Below are 22336 nucleotides of genomic sequence, written 5' to 3'. Positions count from 1 at the left end.
TAACTCTCTCTCTCATATTTTGATTCAGGGCAACCGAACACTGATCTCATTATCTTTAAAGAGATTGCAAAGGGGAACATCTGCAGGGAAAGGAAGAATGTTAATAATTCTTCCGGCATCATCTCCGAGGCCTTCATCGATACGAATAAAAAGATTAAGTACCTGAATGGGGTGCAGGAGATAAAGGTCGGGTAGAAAGACCTCCTTAGTAGCACTGTCGGATGACACATTCTGGTAAAGAAAAAGGTTGTCAAGAATGACATCAAAATTTTCCATGGGAGCAAGGAATGAAAAAAGTGAAGGTGACAGGGCTCCATTAAGGTAGAGGATTCCCTTGCTCTCTCCTGCTTTCTTACATGCCTCTTTTAAATTCTCATCGAGGAAAGGAATCTCCTTGCCATGATAGAGCAGTTTCCCCTTTTCATCAAAGAGAAGCGATCTCGTTTCTTCCTTTTTCTCCTTTTCGATTAAGCTTGTTTCTTTCGACCGACAAAGAGGAAAGGAAAGAGGCAGGAGGAGGTCCATCGCTTTTTCTAGCTGCTCCTTCCCTGGAGTGATGAGCAGTGCAAAGTAGAAGGCATCACTTACATGGGGGTGAGCAAGAAACTGGCGATCAGCCGATCCGTCAAGGAGAAGTGTAACGTGAGGAAACAGCGATTTCAACTCTCCTTTCATTCTCATAATTTCTTCCTTGTTGTTGGGCCCTTCAATAACGGCCTCGAAATCATATCGGCATTTTCCAAGTTTATAGTCTTTAGAAAACCGTGCCTTTGAAAAGAGATGGACGGCATCATAAGCATTGTCATGTTCTTCCAGATGTTCAAGGGCGGTAATAAAATAACTCCCTTTACGAACGGTAATTTTCGGTTTTACTCTGCCATCAAAAAAATCAAGATCTTCTCCGTTGATACCAATGGATGTAATACATATCTCTCTTCCTGAAGGACTCTCCTCCAGTATTTTCTTATAAACATAATTAAGGGCCGTCGTCTTACCTGCATTTTTATCAGACCCGATGAAGGAAATTGTCCTCATTCATTCTCTTTCGGCTTAACCTAGATATGGCAGTTGGGCATGTATTTATAGTGTAACATATTGGTTTCACAGGGCTTTCAAAAAATCTTAGCTTCACCCATAGGTTAAGCGGGCATTTTTTGAAAGCCCTGTGGAATCAAGAGGTTGCGCTAGAAACCGTGATCCAACTGCCGTTTCTAGGTTTAAGGGAATCTCTAATAATTCTGGGCGAGCATATAAAGGAATCAAAAAAGCCAAATTCAAGGCAAAAATTGCAGCCTATAGCGAGTCTATAGGTAAAATTTTTAACGCAGAAGTTGGTTTTTTTGAACCTTTTGATGCCGGTCATGAATTTTTAGAGTTTCCCTTTATACGTCTCTTTTGAGGCTCAAGGATGTTAAAGGGCTTGGTCATGAGCATACCGGGCCCTTTACTGCATTTGTACTTAGGCTCACTGCATGCCGGATCACTGCCGCATATCCCTTCCCAGCGATGGGGCTCCCGGTAAACGGTGATGGCCCCTTCATAATTTCTAAGCACTGCCCTGTCATCAGACCTTGATAAGAGATAATTAGGCATGACAGGCACTTTACCGCCCCCTCCCGGCAGGTCGACAACAAAGGTGGGAACAGCCAGTCCCGATGTATGCCCTCTCAGCGCTTCAATAATGTGGATACCGCGCCCGAGTGAGGTACGAAAATGTGAAATTCCTTTCGACAGGTCACACTGGTACAGGTAATAGGGCCGCACCCGTATCTTTAAAAGTTTCTGATTCAGTTCCTTAATGACATGAGGGCAATCGTTGACTTCCCTTAAGAGAACAGTCTGGTTTTCTATAGGAAAGCCCCCATCGGCCAGCATGGCACAGGCTTTTTCCGATTCAGGAGTAATCTCCTTTGCATGATTGAAGTGAGTCGAAATGTAGAGGGGTTGATACTTTTTCAGCATGTTAACAAGATCATCGGTAATTCGCATAGGAAGGACAACGGGCAACCTCGTTCCAAGGCGGATAATCTCCACATGGGGAATGGCCCTTAAGGATTTAAGCACATATTCCACCTTTTCATTGCCCACCATAAGAGGATCACCGCCGGAAATAACAATGTCACGAATTTCCTTATGTTCTTTAATGTAATCGATGGCCTCTTCAAAATGTTTGGGATCGAAAGTGCGGTCCTCCTGCCCGACCATGCGCCGCCTCGTACAGTGCCTGCAATACATGGAACAGACGTCGGTAATTAGGAGTAGAACTCTGTCAGGATAACGGTGAGTCAATCCCGGAACGGGTGAGTCACGGTCTTCTTCAAGCGGGTCTGCCATATCGCTGTCGGAAAAATGACTCTCCTTGACGGAAGGGATGGACTGGGCCTTGATGGGACAGTACTCGTCATCAATATCGATGAGGCTGGCATAGTAAGGAGTGATGGATATCCTGAAAAATGCCGATGCCGCCTTAATCCCTTCTATGATCTCAGGAGCGGGATTAAGGATATGCTCAATATCATCAACAGTCATGAGCCTGTTGTCGAGCTGCCAGCGCCAGTCGTTCCAGTCTTTGTCCGGTACATCTTCGTAGTGCTTGTGTCTCATTTTCATGTTGTGTCTCCCTGGTAGAGTTGAGGTCTGTTTTGTTTCTCGCAAAGCCGCAAAGGGTGCAAAGGTTATTCTCTTTTAATTAGCTCATTAGTCTTTGCAAATAAAGGGAGGCAATCTAAATCTCTTTTAATTGATTTCAGCTATTTTAAGGTCTCTTTGCGCCCTTTGCGTCTTTGCGAGAAATTAATCAGCAATAACGCTTCAAATAAAGCTCCTTCAAATAATCGCTCTCCCGCATAATATTGAGTGTCAAATCCGCATGCCCTTTACAATAACCGTTACCGATAATCATTTCAACGTCCTTCCCAATCCCTTCGGCCCCCAATGCCGCTTTGGTAAAACTGGTCGCCATGGAGAAGAAGTAAACCTTGCCACGCTCTCTGGTAATCATAATAGCCCCCATTTCGCAGTTCTCCCGTGAAACACAGTTAATGACCACGTCACAAAGTTTGCCTCCCGTTACGTCTTCCACCTTCCCGAGAAGCTCCAGCGGTTTATCAGCGGAACTAATGATAATATCATCGATAAAAGGCGCAGCATCAACATCGTCACGCCCTTTCTCACGGTGCAAAATGGCAATAATCCGTCCACTGGCTCCCACCCTTTTTTTTGCCTGATAGCAGCAAAGAAGTCCTGATTTGCCCCGGGCACCGATAACAGCAACGGTGTCACCACTTTTAACCAGCCTGTCTACCTGGGCAGGAGCACCGGCCACATCGAGCAAAGCAAGGGCAAGCGGTTCGGGCATGTCATGAGGGAGCTTAGCCCAGAGTCCGCTTTCAAAGAGAATTGCCTGCCCCTTTATATCAACCTGGTCTTTCTCTATGTGGACATTTGTAATTTCATCGATACGCAAAGGCGTCAGTGAAAGGCTGACGAGGCTCGCAATTTTATCCCCCTCTTTCAAATCGACCTTATGAGCAAGGGCATCGCCAATCTTCGCAACGGTTCCGATAAACATCCCCCCCGACCCTGTCCAGGGATTTTTAAGCTTTCCCTGCTTTGCCACAATATCAAGTATAATTGCCGAAATTTTCCCTGCCTCCCCTTCCCCCTTTTCCTTGATAACAGCAAAGGAGGCGGCATCCACATTGAGCGTTATTACGTCACAAAGTATCTCATTATCATAGAGAAAAGACATGTCATTATCGACCTTCTTCGCCGCCTGTGGAAGCGTCCCCTCCTCACCTATGACCCGATGTATTCCATATGGATTTCCTTTTTTTTGCATTAATATCTACCCTGTCCTTACATAAAAGAATTAAGATTTTTTATCCCATTCAAAGAAGCCGAACGTTGCAGTAGCTTGTGGAAGAAGAGAACAAACTGTCTGAGCGAAGCGAGTTTTTGTTCTCGCCGCAAGCTACTGTATAAGTGAGGGAAGCCGCAGGCCAAATTTGTGGGCGGCCTTTCTTTTGCCTACTTTTCTTTGGCCGTCAAAGAAAAGTAGGTCAACAACGTTGAACCTTATTATGCTCTCAGTTTACGACATTACTCCTCCTCCAACTCCTCAATCCCAACATAACAATCGAGCGCCTCAGGATTCCTGAGGGCATCCTTATTAAGCACCACCTCACCATGAATCACCTTCTTTACCGCCAGCTCCACCTTTTTCATATTAAGCGTATAAGGAATATCAGCTACGGCTATGATCTTTACCGGCACATGCCTTGGTGAAGCATTGCTCCTGATGGAAAGCCTGATCTTCTTTTTTAACTCCTCCGTCAACTCATATCCAGAATTGAGTTTGACAAAGAGAATAACACGTACATCCTTCTTCCATTTTTGTCCCACTACAATACTATCTTCCACTTCATCAAAAAGTTCGACAAGGCGGTAAATATCAGCCGTGCCTATACGAACACCGCCTGGATTGAGCGTTGCATCGGAGCGCCCGTGAATAACAACGCCGCCCCGTCCATTTATTTCTATGTAATCACCGTGACGCCAGACGTGGGGATAGACGTCAAAATAGGCATGATGATACTTTTCTCCTTCAGGATCATCCCAGAAATAGATGGGCATAGAGGGGAAAGGGGCTGTACAAACCAGCTCTCCCTGTTCGTTAATAAGGCTTTTTCCGTCTTCATCAAAGGCCTCCACCTTCATGCCCAGGCCCCGGCATTGCAACTCCCCTGAATAGACAGGCCCCATGGGATTACCGAGGGCAAAGCAGCCGTTTAAATCGGAACCACCGGAAATGGATGCCAATTGAAGGTCTTCCTTGATCCGGCTATATACAAATTCAAAGCCCTCTTCCGGCAGAGGTGATCCCGTCGATAAAATGGCTCTTAGTTCTGAAAGATCGTATTCTTCTCCCGGCTTGACACCGGCATTCTCCAGGGCTGCAAGGTAGCCTGCACTGGTACCGAAAATAGTCATTCCCGTCTCTTCAGCCAACTCCCATAGAGCGCCTGCATGGGGATAAAAGGGATTGCCGTCGAAGAGAACAACGGTGGCCCCTGTCGCCAGGGCGCAGGTGAGCCAGTTCCACATCATCCATCCGCAGGTAGTAAAATAAAAAATTTTATCGCTGCGACTCACATCGGTATGAAGCATATGCTCCTTGAGCTGATTAAGGAGGATACCGCCGGCACTCTGGACCATACATTTGGGCAGGCCCGTCGTACCTGACGAATACATAATGTAGAGGGGATGATCGAAGGGAAGCTGCACAAAATCGATATCAAGTCCCTCTTTACCTGATTTGAACTCATCAAAGAGGATACTATGAGGAAGTCCCGAAATATCAGGTTCCGGCTCAAGGTAAGGAACAACCACCACCTTTTCGATGCTTGGAATTTCCTTCATAATTTCCGAAACAAGAGCAAGGGAGTCTATCTTTTTCCCTTTGTAAAAGTAGCCGTCAGCCGTAAAAAGCACCCTGGGTTTTATCTGGCCGAAACGGTCGATAACTCCCTTCCTGCCGAAGTCGGGCGAGCAGGAGGACCAGACGGCACCCCTGCTTGTTGCGGCAAGCATGGCAATGATCGCCTCAGGCATATTGGGCATAAGGCCAACTACCCTTTCTCCGGGCTTTATATTGAGTTCTTTTAAAGAAGCAGCGTTGCGGGCCGTTTCATCATAGAGTGCTTTATAGCTTATTTTTTTAACAGGATGCCCTTCCCCTTTGAAAATAAGGGCCGTCTCATCATCGCGGAACCTGAGCAGGTTTTCCGCAAAATTAAGCTGTGCTCCGTCGAACCATCCGGCTCCGGGCATTTTATGAAGGTCGTCTATGACCTGATGGCAGGGTTTTGAAAATTTGATTTGTGCAAAGTCGGCAAAGGAGGACCAGAAGAGGGGAATGTTTTCAATAGACCATGAATAAAGAGGCTCGTACCCTGAGAAGTTTTGATGGTACCGTTCATTAATATAATTCATGAAGCGGTACATATGGGAATTCTTTACTCTATTTTCCGACGGTGTCCAGAGTTTTTTTCCCATATTCCTCCTTCATAGCGGTAAGGTTATATATAATAAGCTTTTTTTACAACCGTCAATCCTCTTTTCTCTTTTTATAATAGATTGCTTTTATGGAATTGTAAAAAGATTTTTAATATTCTCTGAGTAGAGAATCCACGCCCAAAGAGACTGTGTCGCAATTAAATCTTGAAGAAGACACAAAAAAAGTCTCTTCTCAGAATGTCCTGTATTCAACGATATGGGGGTAATGAATGGTTCGCAGGTACCCTGTTTTAGCCTGATTTTGAGTAAATTCTTAATTGCGACACAGCCTCAGAGGACGTGGCCTTGCTTGAGCCCTAAAAGGGCTTGCTTTTCCTTCCCGTTAAAAGGCAGCCGAGTGTAGCCGTTGACTGAGGATGAAGGGCACAAACTGTCTGCCAGACTCTCTGGTCGCTGCGAGTTTTTGTGCCCGCCGAAGGCAACGGTGGAAGGAGGGAAGCCGAAGGCCAAGTTTAGTAACTTAGAAATTTATTTCGTTAAGGCACTTATCCGGTTTATCCGGCTTTGGGCGGCCTTTCTTTTGTTACTTTTCTTTGCACCCTCAAGGGGCATAAATCCAGCAAAAGAAAAGTAAAAACTATTATGGCAAAGCCTTTTAACTCTAACCCCACCCAAAGGACGGGGATTTCAAATATTAATTATATATGAAAAATCACTAAAGCCCGTAAACGTATTCATTGACGGCAGCCTGAGCATCTTCCGATAAATCAAGAAAATGAATTCCAAAGCCCCGGCCCTCTTCACTATTTAACAGCGAACCCCTTTCGACAACTCTCACGACCTCTGCCCGGGCCTTAATTTTTCGCTCTCTACCGGGGAGTAAAAAGATAAGTTCCGCCCTGTTTCCTTTTTGGGGAAGATATTTGCTCTCTATAAAGAGTCCTCCCGAACTAATATCATGAATTTTACCTTTATGCTCTCTTCCGGCAATGATGAAAGTGATCTCACTGGAGCATGAAACCCTTATCTGTTCCCTTTCACCGAGTTTTATAAATCTCTTTATTTCCCTGAAAAGTTCATACCCTTTAAAGGGTTTGGTAATCACGCCGTCGCAACCGGAGGTATCACATTTTTGTTTCGCTTCTTCCCACCCTGCCGTTGTTGTAAAAATAATGGGAATATCTTTATATTGGGGATTTTCCTTAATGATCTTGCAGCACTCATCGCCCTTCATACCGGGCATGTAAATATCCATGAGAATGAGATTAGGGCGGATTTTACCGATCACTTCCAGTGCTTCTGCACCACTTTTTGCCGTTAAAACAGTGCACCCCGTTCTTTCCAGGGTTTTCTTCTCTATTTCAAGAGTGAAATCAACATCGTCAACAAGTAAGATTGTATTTCCATCCATTATTTCCCCCTGTCTATGAATTGCCTTCTTACTAATAAGGGCCAATAAGAAACGATGACCTTTCCAATTTATTTTGTATGAAACTGTTAGCAAAAAATTCACGCCCAGAAGGCGTGGTTTTGCTTTTAGCCCTGAAAGGGCTTTTTATCACTTCCCGTTAAAACGCAGCCGAGTGAAGCAGCTGACTGAGGATGAAGGTCACAAACTGTCTGAGCGAAGCGAGTTTTTGTGACCGCCGAAGGCAGATGTGGAAGCGAGGGAAGTCCCGCCTTGCGGGACCAAGTTTTTGGGCGGCCTTTCTTTTGCTTACTTTTCTTTGGCGCCTTTATGCCCCTTGAGGGTAAAAGAAAAGTAAGAAACCTTTTGGCAAAACCTTTAAACTCTGATCCCGACCAGTGAACGGCGTTTTCAAAGGTAAAATAAAATGGAGGGAGGAATAAGCTCATATCAGCTAATTAATTGAGGTATGATCATCCATTTTACTACCCACCTCCGTCCCTCTTTTTCCAGGCAAAGAACACCGGAGTTAGTGAAGCTGACCATTTCTCTATCGCTTGTATCGCACAAAAGAAGCGAAGCAAGCTTCGACAGTTGAGGAAGGTGTCCCACAAGCATTATGTCTTCATCCTCTTTTTCAAGGGCTTCCTTCCATATTGCCGGATCATCATTGGGAGAAAGGCCGTCTCTCTCTTCTGTCTTAACGGAAACTGTCAGGTGTTCGCTGAAAATACGGGCTGTCTCACGGGCCCTCAACTTGTCACTATGAAAAATAGCGTTTACCTGAATGCTTCTTCCCGACAACCACAAAGCGACTTTCCCTGACGCCTCTATCCCTTCTTCCGAGAGCCCCCTTCGGGGGTCTTCCTCCTTGCTTTTGGCTTTGCCATGCTGAACGAGATAGACTTTCATAAAATGATTTTCTCCTTACCCTTTTATCAATTCATTCACCGCATATAGTACCCACATCCTCAGGATCAAGAGGAAGGTACTCAGGGTATTTTTCTTTAAGATCAGGCAGGTCTGCATAGTAAGTAAGCAGTGTCTTATAGATACCCGGCGCCAGTGCGTACTCCTTCTTTGTCTTCCACTGAGGAGTAAAGGTAATATCCGGCTTAAAAACACCGATACCATATTTCTCCCTGTCCCCCAGTGAAATGGGAACCCCCTCGCAATGACTGACGACAAGCACTGTTCTTTCGTAGAGTTGCCCTCTTTTTTCATATGAGAGCAGGTAAACCTTCTCCTCAAAAGCATCTATGGAAATTCCCGTCTTTTCCCTGACGGACTCGATAAGAAAGCCTTCAATATCACTATCTTCCTTCATAGTTTTCCCGGGAAGGCTGTAATCATTAAATGCCATCGTTTTAATAGAAAGGATGATAGACCTGTCACCGGGCCTTGGAATGATACAGTTGGCTATTCTTATGATCTCACTTTTTTCTTGAGCTTCATTCATGGCTAAAGTTGAACCGGACTGACAGTCATTTTTTTACTATGCTTTTCTGTTGTGACCCTTGGTTATTCTCAATGATTACTTCATTAAGCATAGCAGGGAAAGTTTCCATAATCAAAGTCACCCATTCTGTAAAACAGGGGTGTTGTTCTCATCTTTGACCACCTGCTGCATTATTGATAATTGTATGGAAGGTAAGGAAGGTTAAGTGAAGATTAAAATATTTTATTCTTCTCCAAAGGCCGGCAAAAACCGCTATATGTTGCGGCACTTGTTTCTAAGAGATTATTTATAGCTATCACTTGTCTCCCCCTGTAACAAAGGGGGAATTTCTAATTTCAGGATTTTCAAATCCCCCCTTGCCCCCCTTTGCTAAAGGGGGGATAAATAGTTTTCATCCGGAAAGGGTGCTTTTTCGCAATCTCTGCGTCAATCTTCGGTTTTGCTTGTGCGATGTACAGTAGTACAACTCGGCGAAACCCTTGATTTCCTTGACCTTGCAAAAAATCCCTCCTTTCCGAATTGAAAACATAGTTTCATTTATTATAGTTTCTGGATGGATACTAAATAGAACTGAACAGGGATGTAAAAACAGTTCCGGGCAAACATATATATACAGCTTCTCAGATTAAATCGTTAAAAACCTTTCCATTTTAGCAAGCCTTTTTTTCCCGATGCCCTTAACCTTAATAAGATCCGGTAAAGTGTTAAAAGGGCCGTTTTTTTCCCGGTAATTTACTATGGCAGCGGCTGTTTTCGGCCCTATGCCGGAAATTGCCGTCAAATCCTGAACAGAGGCGTTATTCACATTGATGGGAAGGCCCAGAATCAGCAGCGTTCCTCCCCTCATTCGGCCTTTGCTCATCCCTTCTTCTGAAACACGTAAGGAATCCCCTCTTTCAAGGGAAAGGCCATTTTTCAGGACAAATGTTTTTTGTGCCCTCTCGAGCGGCACAAGCCTTGCTTTTCCATCTTTCACAATTTCCACATAGTCTCCCTCATCCCGCAAGTGAGGGTCAGGAGAATAAAAAAGGAGTGAATAATCACTCCTTGATAAGTTGATCAAAAGAATAAAAAGGATGGAAGCTAAAAAAATAAACTCCCTCCCTGTTTTCATTGTTCTTTTCTCTTTAGTTCTTCCTTTAAAAGCTTATAGTTTATACTGTCAACAACAGCCTGCCAGGAAGCTTCAATTACATTATGAGAAACGCCCACCGTTCCCCACTTGTCTTCACCGTCACCGGACTCCATAAGTACCCGTACGGAGGAAGCCGTTCCTTCCCCGGCTGTAAGCACACGGACTTTGAAGTCTATAAGGCTTACCTCTTTTAGCTCAGGATAAAACTTTTCAAGGGCCTTTCTCAGTGCATTATCGATAGCATTAACGGGGCCGTTACCAACAGAAGCCGTATGTTCCACATGGCCACCCACCTTGATCATGATAGTCGCTTCCGCAATGGGAGGCTCGTCCTCTTTCCTTTTTTCATCAATAACCCTGAAGCCGATGAGATCAAAAAACTTGTACTCCTCCCCCCGTGCCTTTCTCATGAGCATTTCGAAAGAAGCCTCAGCCCCTTCATACTGAAAACCCTGGTTCTCAAGTTCCTTAAGGTTTTTCAAAATTCCCTGGAGCACAGGATCTTTACTGTCAATGTCTATTCCGAAGGCTTTCGCTTTGTAAAGAATATTTCCCCTGCCTGACAGGTCTGAGACCAAAACCCTCTGGTGATTACCGACCCGTTCGGGCCTGATATGCTCGTAGGTCTCGCTGTCTTTCAAAACAGCGCTCACATGAATGCCCCCTTTATGGGCAAAGGCTGAATTCCCCACATAGGGCTGGTGCTTGTTGTGTGTGAGATTAGCCAGCTCCACAATAAAACGTGAGGTGCTCCTCATTTTTTTCAACTGCTCATCAGATAGGCACTTATGCCCCATTTTGAGCTGAACATTGGGTATGATGGTACAGAGATTGGCATTTCCACAGCGCTCCCCTATGCCGTTGATGGTGCCCTGAATATGATCGACCCCCTCTTCGACAGCCACCATGGAGTTTGCCACGGCCAGACCGGAATCATTCTGGGTATGAATTCCCAGAGGCGCCGACAATTCACGCTTTACCCTGATTATGGCGTCCTTTACTTCACCGGGCAACGATCCGCCGTTGGTGTCACAGAGAACAAGGCAATCAGCGCCTGCCTCTGCTGCCGCCTTAAGGGTTTTTATGGCATAGTCGGCATTGGCTTTGAAACCGTCGAAGAAATGCTCTGCATCATAAAAGACTTGAGAAACCCTGCTTTTAAGATAGGCAATAGAGGATCCGATAAGGTCGAGATTCTCCTCCAGTGAAATACCGAGGGCCTTCGTCACATGCAGGTCCCATGTCTTGCCGAATATAGTTGTCACATCAACGCCGCACTCCAAAAGGGCCATCAGGTTGGGATCTTTCTCAGGCTTGTTGCCTGCCCTTCTCGTACTGCCGAAAGCAGTCACTTTAAGGTTGGAAAAATGCTTCCCCTTTACCCTTTCAAAGAATTCGAGATCCTTCGGATTGGAGCCGGGCCAGCCGCCTTCAACATAATGAATGCCGAGTTCATCGAGCCTTTCGGTAATTCTTACCTTATCTTCTGCCGAAAAGGAAATATCTTCGGCCTGGGTCCCGTCTCTTAGTGTCGTATCGTAAAGCGTTATTTTTCTCATAAGTTCCCTGCTAAAAAGTAATCCTTCTATCTTATAATATTAGGGCTTGATATTTCAAGGGAAAGGACTGTTTATTTATAAGACTCCTGCACAATATTAAGAAATAATCTCTTTACAAGGGAAGCTGCTTTAGTATAATCAGCCTATTTACACAAACGGCACATAAGCCTATGAACAAAAAAACATCAATCGCCAAGATTGCAGTTCCTGTTCCGGGGGATATACTTGAAAGGGAAAGGCTGTACAGTCTTTTAGATCATAAACGTCCTCTTACCTGGATAAGCGCTCCCGGAGGTTCAGGGAAAACAACACTGGCAGCAAGCTACCTTCGCTCACGAAATATCCCGCATATCTGGTACCGCCTCGATAGTGGCGACGGGGACATTGCCACATTCTTTCACTATCTGGGACTGGCTGCAAAAAAAGCGGCGCCACGTCGAAAAAAGCCTCTGCCCCACCTTACCCCCGAATTCATGATGGGTATACCCACCTTTGCAAGACGTTTTTTTGAAGAACTCTGCAGCCGTTTGAAGCCGCCGTCTGTGATCGTCTTTGACAACTACCACGAAGTTTCCGCAGAGTCCGACTTTCATGACATAATCAATTCCGGGCTGTCCGTCCTGCCTGATGGAATTTTTGTAATCATCATGAGCCGGGTGAATCCGCCCGAGGTTTTTTCCCGCCTGCAACTCAACCGGCAGATGACGGTGATCGGCTGGGAGACCCTTCAACTCGATATTGAAGAGACAGCGGGCCTTGTCCGCCTCACCAAACCTGCCCTGATGGAATCTCACCTTCCTCAAGTATTACACCGGAAAACGGGAGGCTGGCTGGCAGGACTCATCCTCATGCTGGAATCGGTTCACCTCGACAAGCTTTCCGCTATGCCATTAAGTGATAACACACCTGAGGCGATATTCAGCTACTTTGCCCATGAGATTTTTTACCGGCTTGATGAAGAAACCCGGGTCTTTCTGCTTAAAACAGCCTTTATGCCGGCCATGACAACCGAGATGGCAAAAGAACTGACCCGTGTCAAACAGGCCCGCCGCATACTCTCTGATCTCTACGGTAGCAATTCTTTTACAGAGAAGCGGATGCAGAGCCCGCCTGTATATCAGTATCACCCTCTTTTCAGGGCCTTTTTACTAAATGAGGCTGACCAGTATTTTTCTGAAGAGGACAAAAATCAGTTTTTAAGACGTGCCGCCACGCTCCTTTCTCAATCCGGTCAGATAGAAGAGGCAGCACAACTCATGATAAAAACAGGTGATTTGGAACAGCTCATTGCGCTCATCCTTAAGAATGCGCCCATTTACATCGGGCAGGGACGTAACCGGATAATTGAGGCATGGATACTGGCAGTGCCGGAGCCGGTTCGGGAAGAAAACCCCTGGCTCGTCTTCTGGCTCGGCTCCTGCAAGATGGCTTATAACATGATTGAGGCCCGACCCATTTTCAAAAAGTCACTTAAGCTCCTGGATGATCGGAAAGATGGCGCCGGCGTTTTTCTTTCCTGGTGCGGTGTGATTGATTCCATTCGCTGGGGATGGGACGATTTTAAAGGATTTGAAGACTGGCTTGACATTCTCGACAACCTTGTTAAAAAGTATGGGCCCATCCCCAAAGGTGAGATCGAGACCCGCATTTCCATTGCAGTTTTTTCAGGACTGACCCAATGTTACCCTCATCACCATCAATTTGAATTCTGGAAAGAGCGCGCTCTTTCCCTTCAGGAAATCAGCCCCGACCTGAACTGCCGGGTGGATGCACTGGTAACGCTCTCTCTCCTTTTACTGATGCGTGGCGAATTGAAAGAAGCAGATGAGGTTATTTTATCGATAAAGAGCTTAGTGGATAGTGGCAACTTGTCAGGCCTGGCGATAATGCAGGCAAGATTGGCCGAGTCCGATCAGGCCAATTTCAGGGGTAATCATGAGGAGTGTTTGAAAGTAGTTGACAAATCCCTGGAAATAGCACGCCGCAGCGGTATTCACCTCTTTGATGTGATGATTGCAGCACAGGCCTTGTGGAGTTCGCTTAAACAGGGCGATTTAAAAAGAGCTGATGACTACATGAAGATCATTGAATCGTCTTCAGGCATTATCAGTTCTTTCGAGCGTTCAATTTATCATTTTCTCAAGGCTTATTGGGCTATCTATAAGAAAAATCTGCCCCTTGCCGAAAAGGAGATCTCTATTTCCCTTCAAATAAACCTGGAAATCGGGGCAATACCACCAATGATGACGACTCTTTCGCTGCGTGCTTATATCTTTCATGAGTTGGGAAAACCTAAGGAAGCTTGGGCGGCGCTTTCAGCAGCCATTGATAATTGCCGAAAGTTTGGCGGCAAGGGACATGCTTTCGAATTACACTTATTGAAGGCTCACTTAACTTTTCACAGAGGAGATGATGGAGCCGCTTTTAAAGCGCTTAAGACGGGTCTTGCCCAGGGGAGAGACAGAGGCTATGAAGACACCCTCTTTTTCTGCCTGCCCGGGATTCATAGCAATCTCTACGCTAAAGCGCTTTTAGCCGGTATAGAGGTGGAGTATGTGCAGCAGCTCATCCGTAAAGGCAGCCTCCTTCCTCCCGAGGATATGACGGACCTTGAAAACTGGCCCTGGCCGATCAAGGTTTACACTCTGGGGCAGTTCGGTCTGGTCATTGACGGAGAGACGATCCGTTTTTCCGGTAAGAGCAAGAAAAAGCCCCTTGATATGCTGAAAGCCATTATTTCCCTTGGAGGCCGGGGTGTTCGGGAAGAAGATCTCACTTCCTTTCTCTGGCCGGAGGCAGAGGGTGATGCGGCCCACCAGTCTTTCAAAACGACCCTTTATCGTCTCCGCAAACTTCTTCGCCATGAAAAATCACTTTACTTTTCAGATGGTGTGGTTAACCTGGATCCTGATTACTTCTGGGTTGACGCCTGGGAATTTGAACGGCTTGCCGACAAGGTCGATCTGGAGTGGCGAAAAGATGAAATGGGCTCCCATATAACAAAAAACCTTGAACAAACGGAAAGGGCCATCAGGCTCTATCATGCTTCCTTCCTCTCCCGGGACAGCTGGCAGCCCTGGACCTTGTCTATGAGAGAGCGCTTGAGAAGCAAATTCCACCGTCTTGTCAAGAAACTGGGAGACTGTCATGAACAAGCGGGAGAATATGAACGTGCCACCCACTGCTACCAGCGCGGCATAGAAATAGATTGCCTGGCAGAAGAATTTTATCGCTCCCTCATGAAATGTCATCACAAACTGGGAAATAAAGCAGAAGCAATAACAATATATTATCGCTGCAAAAAGGTTCTTTCCTCTTCACTCGGTATAGAGCCGTCGGAAGAGACGGTTTCTCTGTTCAGAGCGCTTTAAAAAACGCCATCAATATTAAGCAATTACAACTCTTCTTTCATTTTCTTTCAATATGTAACTCATCTGTACCCTGCCAGGTGTTAGGATTTTGCTGTACCTGAAAAGCTGAAGGCCTGACATGGAGGCCCCCATCGCAAGCATATGCCGCCCGAAGGCGGGGCATCCCAAAATGATTTAAAGGAGATATACAGATGAAAAGAGAAAATAGATCTTCAATCTTTGCAATATTCGCCATACTGCTTGCCATGGTCCTCACTGCCTGTGGCAGCAGCGGCAGCAGCGGAGGTGGCGGTGAAGTTGGGAGTGACGGCCTTGCAAAAGGCGGGTTTAAAAAGAGCATTGTATATAATAATACTTTTTGGATTGGGCAATTTGACACGACTCCCGGCATTCGATATCAACACCTCTACCGTGCCGGTGATATTAAGGGGTCCGGCAATATTACAGCGCTGCGATTTCAATATGATACCGATCTGGCGGCAGATGTTACCTGTAACAATACGACACTTAAGCTCGGCCATACCAATGTTACTGATTTAACGGCAACATTTGCCGACGCCATTGAAACAGGCCAGGGAAGTTTTGTCACTGCAGTCAATAACACTGCCATTACTATCCCTGCCGGCACAGCGGGTGAGTTCTTTGAAATTCCACTGACCAGCCCTTTTAATTACAACGGCGCTGATAATCTGTTGCTTGAAATTACAAGAACCTCCGCATGTTCCGGAACCGTATTTTTGGATACAGGGCTCGCAGTAGGGTACACGGCGAGTGTTATTGCTACTCCCGCCACTGCAGCAACGGGCGCAGCTTATCAAAACAACATTAGCATTTCCTTTCAATTTTCCGGTGGTAATAATGCAGTTCCCTCGACAATCGGCACGGCAGTTCCCCATGAATTTCCCTTTACGGGCAATGCAACACTTGGGCGTAAAGTGCAGTTGCATTATACTGCGGCAGAAATTGACGGTTCCGGTCCTGTTACAGGAATTGCATTTATGCTGGACGCTGACTCGACGGCGCAAGAGTTTACTTATACCGTTAAAATGGGGCATGCAACAATAAGCAGCTTCGCAGGAAACATTACTTTTGCAAATAATTTTTCAAGCGCACCCGTAACCGCAGCAAACAATACTCTCTTCAAGGTACCCGCCGGAATTCCGGCGGGAGAGTATTGCTGGTTCCCATTACCCGACAGTGTTTTCAATTACAACGGCACAGATAATCTTATTGTTGAAATAGAGACGACCGCCACCACAGGCACTTTAGAGTTAAGGGCCTACAATGATATTCTGACAGATACAAAGTTAGTCGGTAATCCAGGCAGTACAACGGGAATACCATTGAGCCGATATCATCCTGTGAAATTCCGCTTTAACGGCGCGCCTGTTCAGATCATTCCGGTGGGAGGCAGTAATTCAAGGCATGTACTTGGTGGAGTCCCGGGAACCGGCGCCGGTCAGCTGCAAAGCCTGTATACACCCGGTCTTATCGGTACAGGTGGCACTGTTACCGGCATCGGTCTGAGGCTAAAGGCAGATTCGGTGGCGGCAACAATTCCCGATTATAAAATATATATGGGGACTACCGCCAAGACCATGTTTGACGCGGCGGACAGTTATTCCAGCAATATGGAAATAAACTCTGCCCTCGTATTTAACGGAAGTTTTGATATCCCGGCAGGCCTTAAGGCAGGCGACTGGATAAGCATTCCTCTACAGACCGCTTTTACTTATGACCCGACTCAGAACATGAGTATTCTCTTTATGGCGGATTCTGCTTCACCGGGAAATAATCCGGTTTCAACCTCTTCTAACGGAACATGGTTCCCGGCAAATACGGTTGGGCGATCTGATAATAGTGTTGATATAACCGGTTCCCCTGGCTGGATGCAGGGTTCTTTAGCGGATGTGCAGTTGAATATATCTAAATAATGGATTCTTTTCTGATTTAATTTAAAGGAGGTTTGCAGATGAAAAGAAAAAAGAATTTTTTCATTATTCTCATATTCATCACATTTCTTGCCATGGTCCTTACTGCCTGTGGCGGCAGCAGTGGTGGTAGCGGCAGCAATGTGGGCGGCCTTGCGAAAGGCGGGTTTATAAAAAAAATTGTATATAATGGCGCTCCCTGGGATGCGCAATTCGGCACTTATCCCGCCATTCGGTATCACCATCTCTACCGGGCCGGTGATATTAAGGGTTCCGGTAATATGACAGTATTGCGGTTTCAATATCATACCAACCTGGCAGCGGACGTTACCTGTGACAACACAACACTTAAGCTCGGCCATACAAATGTTACGGATTTAACGACAACATTTACCGATGCCATTGAAACAGGTCAGGGAAGTTTTGTCACTATTGTCGATAACGCGACAATTACTTTCCCCGCCGGTGCTGTAGGTGAGTTCTTTGAAATTCCAATAAGCGGCGCTTTCAATTACAACGGTGTTGATAATCTGCTCCTTGAAATTTCAAGAACAACTGCCTGTTCCGGGCCCGTACCTTTAGATGCAGGAACGGGAGTGGGGTACACATCAAATGTACATTCCGTATCTTCCGCCACTGCAACAACAGGCACAACTTCAACAGGCAACATAACCATTTCCTTTCAATTTTCCGGTGGTGATAATGAACAAAACCTTGGCGGCACATCAGGTTTAAACTGGCCATTTTCCACTTTCAATACGAAAGTGCAAATACTCTATAATTCGGACGAAATAGACGGCTCCGGTCCTGTCACCGGCGTCGCACTCCAGATGCACACCACTTCTTTACAAAATGACGTGACCTATACGCTCAAGCTGGGCCATACGACTCTCACAGAACTGTCGACTGCATTTGCCGACAACTTTAACGCAGGGGCGCCTGTCACTGTTGCAAATGCCCTAAACTTTACCATCCCGGCAGGGCTTCAGGCAGGTGACTACTTCTGGCTGCCCATTCCTGATGGAACATTCACCTATAACGGCAACCATAACCTCCTCGTTGAAGTTGACGTTTCTGCCGTAACTAATGTTACCCCTGTGAGGTATGACATCAGCTCGGCAGGACGTATGGCTGCCGGCGATAGTGGAAATGACACGGCAGGCAGCCTTCCCCCGCTTACTCACCACATAAAGCTCCGCTTTAACGGCTCGCCTATTCAGATAATGCCGGGGGGAGGCAATAGTTACTATCATGTGCTTGGTGGATACGGGGCGACGGGCGACGCTCAGATACAAAGCCTGTACACACCCTCTCTTATCGGTACCGGTGGTACCGTTAGCAGCATCAATGTACGGCTGAATGCAGATTCAGTGGCGGCAACAATTCCCGATTACAAAATATATATGGGGGCTACTGCCAGGACCGCATTTGATTCAGCGAACACCTATTCCAGCAATATGGAACTAAACTCTACGCTCGTATTTAACGTACCTTTTAATATCCCGGCGGGACTTAAGGCGGGGGACTGGATAAGGATCCCTCTACAGACCGCTTTTACTTATGATCCAACACAGAACATGAGCATACTCTTCATGGCAGATTCTGCCTCACCGGGAAATAATCCCGTTTCATTCTCTAATAACGCAGCGCGCTTTCCCAATCATTCGGTTTGGCGGGATGATAATACAGTCGATATTACCGATATGCCTGAATTTTCTTACAATGGTATCGTGGATGTGCAGTTGAATATTTCTAAATAATGGATTGTTTTTTGATTTAATTCAAAGGAGGTTTACAGATGAAAAGAGAAAAAAGATCTTTAATCATTGCAATATTCGCCATACTGCTTACCATGGTCCTCACCGCCTGTGGCGGCAGCAGCGGCAGCAGCGGCAGTGATGGCGGCAACCCGCTTGCAAAAGGCGGGTTTAAAAAGGACATTGTATATAATGACGCTTTTTGGGTTGCGCAATTTGGCAATCTTACCAGCTTTCGAGGTCACCATCTCTACCGTGCCGGCGATATTAAGGGTTCGGGTAATGTGTCAGCGCTGCGATTTCAATATGATAGCGATCTGGTAACGGGTGTTACCTGTGACAATACAACGCTTAAGCTCGGCCATACAAATGTTACTGATTTAACGACAACATATGCTGATGCCATTGAAACAGGACAGGGAAGTCTTGTCACTGTCGTCGATAACGCTACAATTACTATCCCCGCCGGCGCTACAGATGCGTTCTTTGAAATTCCACTGACGAGCGCTTTCAATTACAACGGTGTTGATAATCTGTTACTTGAAATTTCAAGAACATCCGCATGTTCGGGAACCGTATATTTGGATACAGGGCTCGGAGTGGGGTACACAGCGAGTGTACATGAGTCTTCCGCCACTGCAGCAACGGGCGCAACTTCAACGGCCAACATTACCATTTCCTTTAAATTTTCCGGCGGTGATAATGAACAAACCTTTGGTGATGTATTAAGTATTGAATCGCCATTTTCACAGTCATCGCTCCTCACCAATAAGGTACAAGCCCTCTATAAGGCGGACGAGATCGATGGCTCCGGCCCTGTCACCGGCGTCGCTTTCCAAATGAACGCTACCTCTTTTCAAAATGACGTGACCTATACGCTCAAGCTGGGCCATACGACTCTCACGGAACTGTCGACTGCATTTGCCGACAACTTTAACTCAGGGGCGCCTGTCACTGTTGCAAATGCCGTAGACTTTACCATTCCGGCAGGGCTTCAGGCAGGGGAATACTTCTGGGTACCCGTTCCTGACGGGATATTCACCTATAACGGCAACGATAACCTCGTTGTTGAGGTTAACACCTTTACCGCAACTACTAATACAATATTAAGGTTTACCTTTACCACAGCAGGGCGCATGGCTCTTGGCAGTATCGGAAATGACGTTGCATTTGACGTTTACTCTGCAACTCACCACATAAAGCTCCGCTTTAACGGCGCGCCTGTTCAAATAATGCCGATGGGAGGCCATAGTTACAGACAGGTGCTTGGTGGAGTAACGGGAACCGGTGACGGTCAGATACAAAGCCTGTACACACCCTCTCTTATCGGTACCGGTGGTACCGTTACCGGCATCAGTGTAATGCTGGGAGCAGATTCAGTGGCGGCAACAATTCCCGATTACAAAATATATATGGGGGCTACCGCCAAAACAACATTTAACGTGGCAGACATCTATTCCAGCAATATGGAACTAAGCTCTACGCTGGTCTTTAATGGAACTTTTGATATCCCTGCAGGACTTAAGACGGGCGACTGGATAAGGATTCCTCTGCAGACCGCTTTTACTCATGATCCAACTAAGAACATGAGTATACTGTTTATGGCGGATTCTGCTTCACCGGGGAATAATCGAGTTTCAGCCTCTTCTAACGCAGCGCGCTTTCCCAATCATTCGGTTTGGCGGGATGATAATACAGTCGATATTACCGGTATGCCTGAATTTTCTTACAATGGTATAGTGGATGTGCAGTTGAATATTTCTAAATAATTAATTGTTTTGTTATTATATTTAACCGGCGGGTTCGTTCCGCCGGTTTTTTTCTGTAAAAAAATGACTTAACAAGTGCATTGTACCTCAAATAGGTAATATCGCCTGCCCGGGAAAACTCAGCCTCTGAACGCAGGGCTGCCGGCCGTGCCGTGATGCTCTTCAAATAACGCTTTTATCCGTAGCGTTAACCACTCAAAATTGACTACCTATAGGACTTCCCGATTCCCGCCAGTACCCCTTCTTGCGGGTACGGGAATGACAAAAAGAGCGGGAATGAAAGCTTTGGAGAATTTTGCATTGAAAAAAATCAAAGCTGAAAACCTTACACTGAAAGTGCATAGTTTTAAACTATGCCTACGGAAAAAATAAATCCAAAATAATACTCCTTCAATATCAGGCAATTACAACTCTTCTTTCATTTTTCTCCAATATGTAATCAATATGTAACCTGCTAAATGTTAGAATTTTGTCGTGAATTAAAGGCAGAAGGCTTGCCACGGAGACCCGCATCGTTTGTATATACCAAAGGATAAAATCTATTTTTCCGGTATAGCGATGTACAAAAAAACAAGCATTTATCTTTAAAGGGTATGCACTTATGATTTGAGAAGAAGGCCCAAATCAATTATCACTGGATAAAACCCATAATCACTGTGCTTACAATGGATTTTCTGAAATATAAACTGCACGACAAAATCAAAGCATAGTGGTTTTAAACAACAAATAAGGAGTAAAAAATGAGGAAACTTACTTTACATGTTTTTTTATCTGCACTAATACTTTTATTGGCAGCATGCGGGGATGATGATGACAAGTCGCCTCCTCAAGCAGAAGTAACCAACAACTCATTTACACAATTGTCGAATGTAACCGTTGGCGGAGCGGTAATCGATCATGGAGGGTTTGGGTATACTGCTGATTGTATAGATTGTGCAACACCTTTTGAAACCGTACCTGAGGGCAGCAACCAAATATCAATTAATTTTTCTGACTATGGTAGCCTTGGCCCATTTTCCAAGGGCAAGCTGTATACAGTAAATGTCAAAAAGCCTGATCCTTTTTCATATTGTGCCGAACTATGGACCCACAATGATCCCCAAACATACTTTTCCGTGGATCGCACAGGTGTATTAATCGACTCTAACTGCATGTCCAATGCAACATTAAATGGCACGTATGTTATCAATCAGTTTGGTAATGACCCAAACCCTTGGAGCGCAAGAAAGGAGTTTGTTTTTAATGGTAATGGCTATGTAAACTGGTCAACGTTGTCAGATTCAAATGGCAGCACAGCATCAGGTTCAACTACATATACTGTTGCTATGGACGGCACCTTAACTTTTGCCAATGGCGACAGGGGCCATGTTTCAACTGATGGGCTTAGATTTTCCACAGCCGATACAGATAATACAGATAATACTATCCACCTGATGGTTGGTATGAAAAAAGGTTCTACGTTGAACAATGGCACATTAATAGGATCTTACATCGTAAACCAATTTGGCGATGACACAAACCCGTGGACTGCAAGAATGCTATTTGAGTTTGACGGTAGTGGAAGTGTAACCTGATCAACTCTGGATGATTCAAACGGTAGCAATGCTACCGGTTCAGCTACCTATTCCGTTGATCCTGACGGTTATAAATTTACTTTAACCGACACGGATAACGCGGGTAGTGTTATCAGTATGATGATTGGGGGGCAGTCCGGTATTTATGGAATATCTAATTATTTTCTTTCTGGTCGATACATAGTAACCCAATTTGGAGATGATGGGAATCCATGGACTACCAGAATGGAATATATTTTGGTAGTGTTCAATAATCTGTGTCAGGGTTAATGGAATTATTCATCATATCAAAGCATTAATTCTTTATCCAGCCTTCCTTCAAAGAAAATAGCTAATTGAGAGATCGTTAGCGACC

At 45.5% G+C, this 22336-nt stretch carries 14 protein-coding genes; 5 read left to right on the top strand and 9 right to left on the bottom strand.

Annotated elements, in window-relative coordinates; translation table 11 throughout:
* Positions 1–24: 24 nt before the first annotated feature.
* The 9 genes from OEV42_15355 to cimA form a co-directional block, all read right to left on the bottom strand.
* Positions 25–1035 carry a hypothetical protein gene (locus OEV42_15355; GenBank protein MDH3975654.1) on the bottom strand — a complete coding sequence of 337 codons (1011 nt, stop codon included), beginning with the start codon at positions 1033–1035 and terminating at the stop codon, positions 25–27.
* Between the two features lie 324 nt (positions 1036–1359).
* Positions 1360–2610 carry a lysine 2,3-aminomutase gene (gene ablA / locus OEV42_15350; GenBank protein MDH3975653.1) on the bottom strand — a complete coding sequence of 417 codons (1251 nt, stop codon included), beginning with the start codon at positions 2608–2610 and terminating at the stop codon, positions 1360–1362.
* Between the two features lie 187 nt (positions 2611–2797).
* On the bottom strand, positions 2798–3841 hold the full coding sequence (locus OEV42_15345; protein ID MDH3975652.1) for an L-erythro-3,5-diaminohexanoate dehydrogenase: 1044 nt from the start codon (positions 3839–3841) through the stop codon (positions 2798–2800).
* 260 nt (positions 3842–4101) lie between these two features.
* Complete coding sequence (locus tag OEV42_15340; protein ID MDH3975651.1) at positions 4102–6057, bottom strand: acetoacetate--CoA ligase; 1956 nt, start codon at positions 6055–6057, stop codon at positions 4102–4104.
* A gap of 676 nt (positions 6058–6733) precedes the next feature.
* Complete coding sequence (locus tag OEV42_15335) at positions 6734–7429, bottom strand: response regulator (protein MDH3975650.1); 696 nt, start codon at positions 7427–7429, stop codon at positions 6734–6736.
* 447 nt (positions 7430–7876) lie between these two features.
* A complete protein-coding gene (gene sixA, locus OEV42_15330; protein ID MDH3975649.1) occupies positions 7877–8338 on the bottom strand; it encodes a phosphohistidine phosphatase SixA in 462 nt (153 codons plus the stop codon).
* A gap of 31 nt (positions 8339–8369) precedes the next feature.
* Positions 8370–8885, bottom strand: a complete 516-nt coding sequence (locus OEV42_15325) for a hypothetical protein (GenBank protein ID MDH3975648.1) — start codon at positions 8883–8885, stop codon at positions 8370–8372.
* Positions 8886–9510: 625 nt separating this feature from the next.
* The gene (locus OEV42_15320) at positions 9511–9999 is read right to left on the bottom strand and encodes a helix-hairpin-helix domain-containing protein (protein ID MDH3975647.1); all 489 of its coding nucleotides are present in this window, start codon (positions 9997–9999) and stop codon (positions 9511–9513) included.
* A complete protein-coding gene (gene cimA, locus OEV42_15315) occupies positions 9996–11579 on the bottom strand; it encodes a citramalate synthase (protein MDH3975646.1) in 1584 nt (527 codons plus the stop codon). The genes OEV42_15320 and cimA overlap by 4 nt, the downstream gene beginning before the upstream one ends.
* Before the next feature lie 170 nt (positions 11580–11749).
* Here cimA and OEV42_15310 point away from each other — a divergent pair, with 170 nt between their 5' ends.
* From OEV42_15310 to OEV42_15290, 5 genes are all read left to right on the top strand, one after another.
* Positions 11750–14950: a hypothetical protein gene (locus OEV42_15310; GenBank protein MDH3975645.1), complete on the top strand. Its 3201-nt coding sequence runs from the start codon at positions 11750–11752 to the stop codon at positions 14948–14950.
* A 191-nt stretch (positions 14951–15141) separates the two neighbouring features.
* Positions 15142–16884, top strand: a complete 1743-nt coding sequence (locus OEV42_15305; GenBank protein MDH3975644.1) for a hypothetical protein — start codon at positions 15142–15144, stop codon at positions 16882–16884.
* 38 nt (positions 16885–16922) lie between these two features.
* Positions 16923–18641 (top strand): hypothetical protein, encoded by a 1719-nt coding sequence (locus OEV42_15300; protein ID MDH3975643.1) that lies wholly within the window; start codon positions 16923–16925, stop codon positions 18639–18641.
* A gap of 38 nt (positions 18642–18679) precedes the next feature.
* Positions 18680–20407: a hypothetical protein gene (locus OEV42_15295; protein ID MDH3975642.1), complete on the top strand. Its 1728-nt coding sequence runs from the start codon at positions 18680–18682 to the stop codon at positions 20405–20407.
* Between the two features lie 740 nt (positions 20408–21147).
* Positions 21148–21981, top strand: coding sequence for a hypothetical protein (locus tag OEV42_15290; protein ID MDH3975641.1), 834 nt, complete (start codon positions 21148–21150; stop codon positions 21979–21981).
* Positions 21982–22336 lie beyond the last annotated feature (355 nt).

It is taken from the genome of Deltaproteobacteria bacterium (assembly GCA_029860075.1).
In the GTDB taxonomy this organism is placed as follows: Bacteria; Desulfobacterota; JADFVX01; order JADFVX01; family JADFVX01; genus JAOUBX01.
This window is presented reverse-complemented; position numbering and strand designations above follow the sequence as displayed.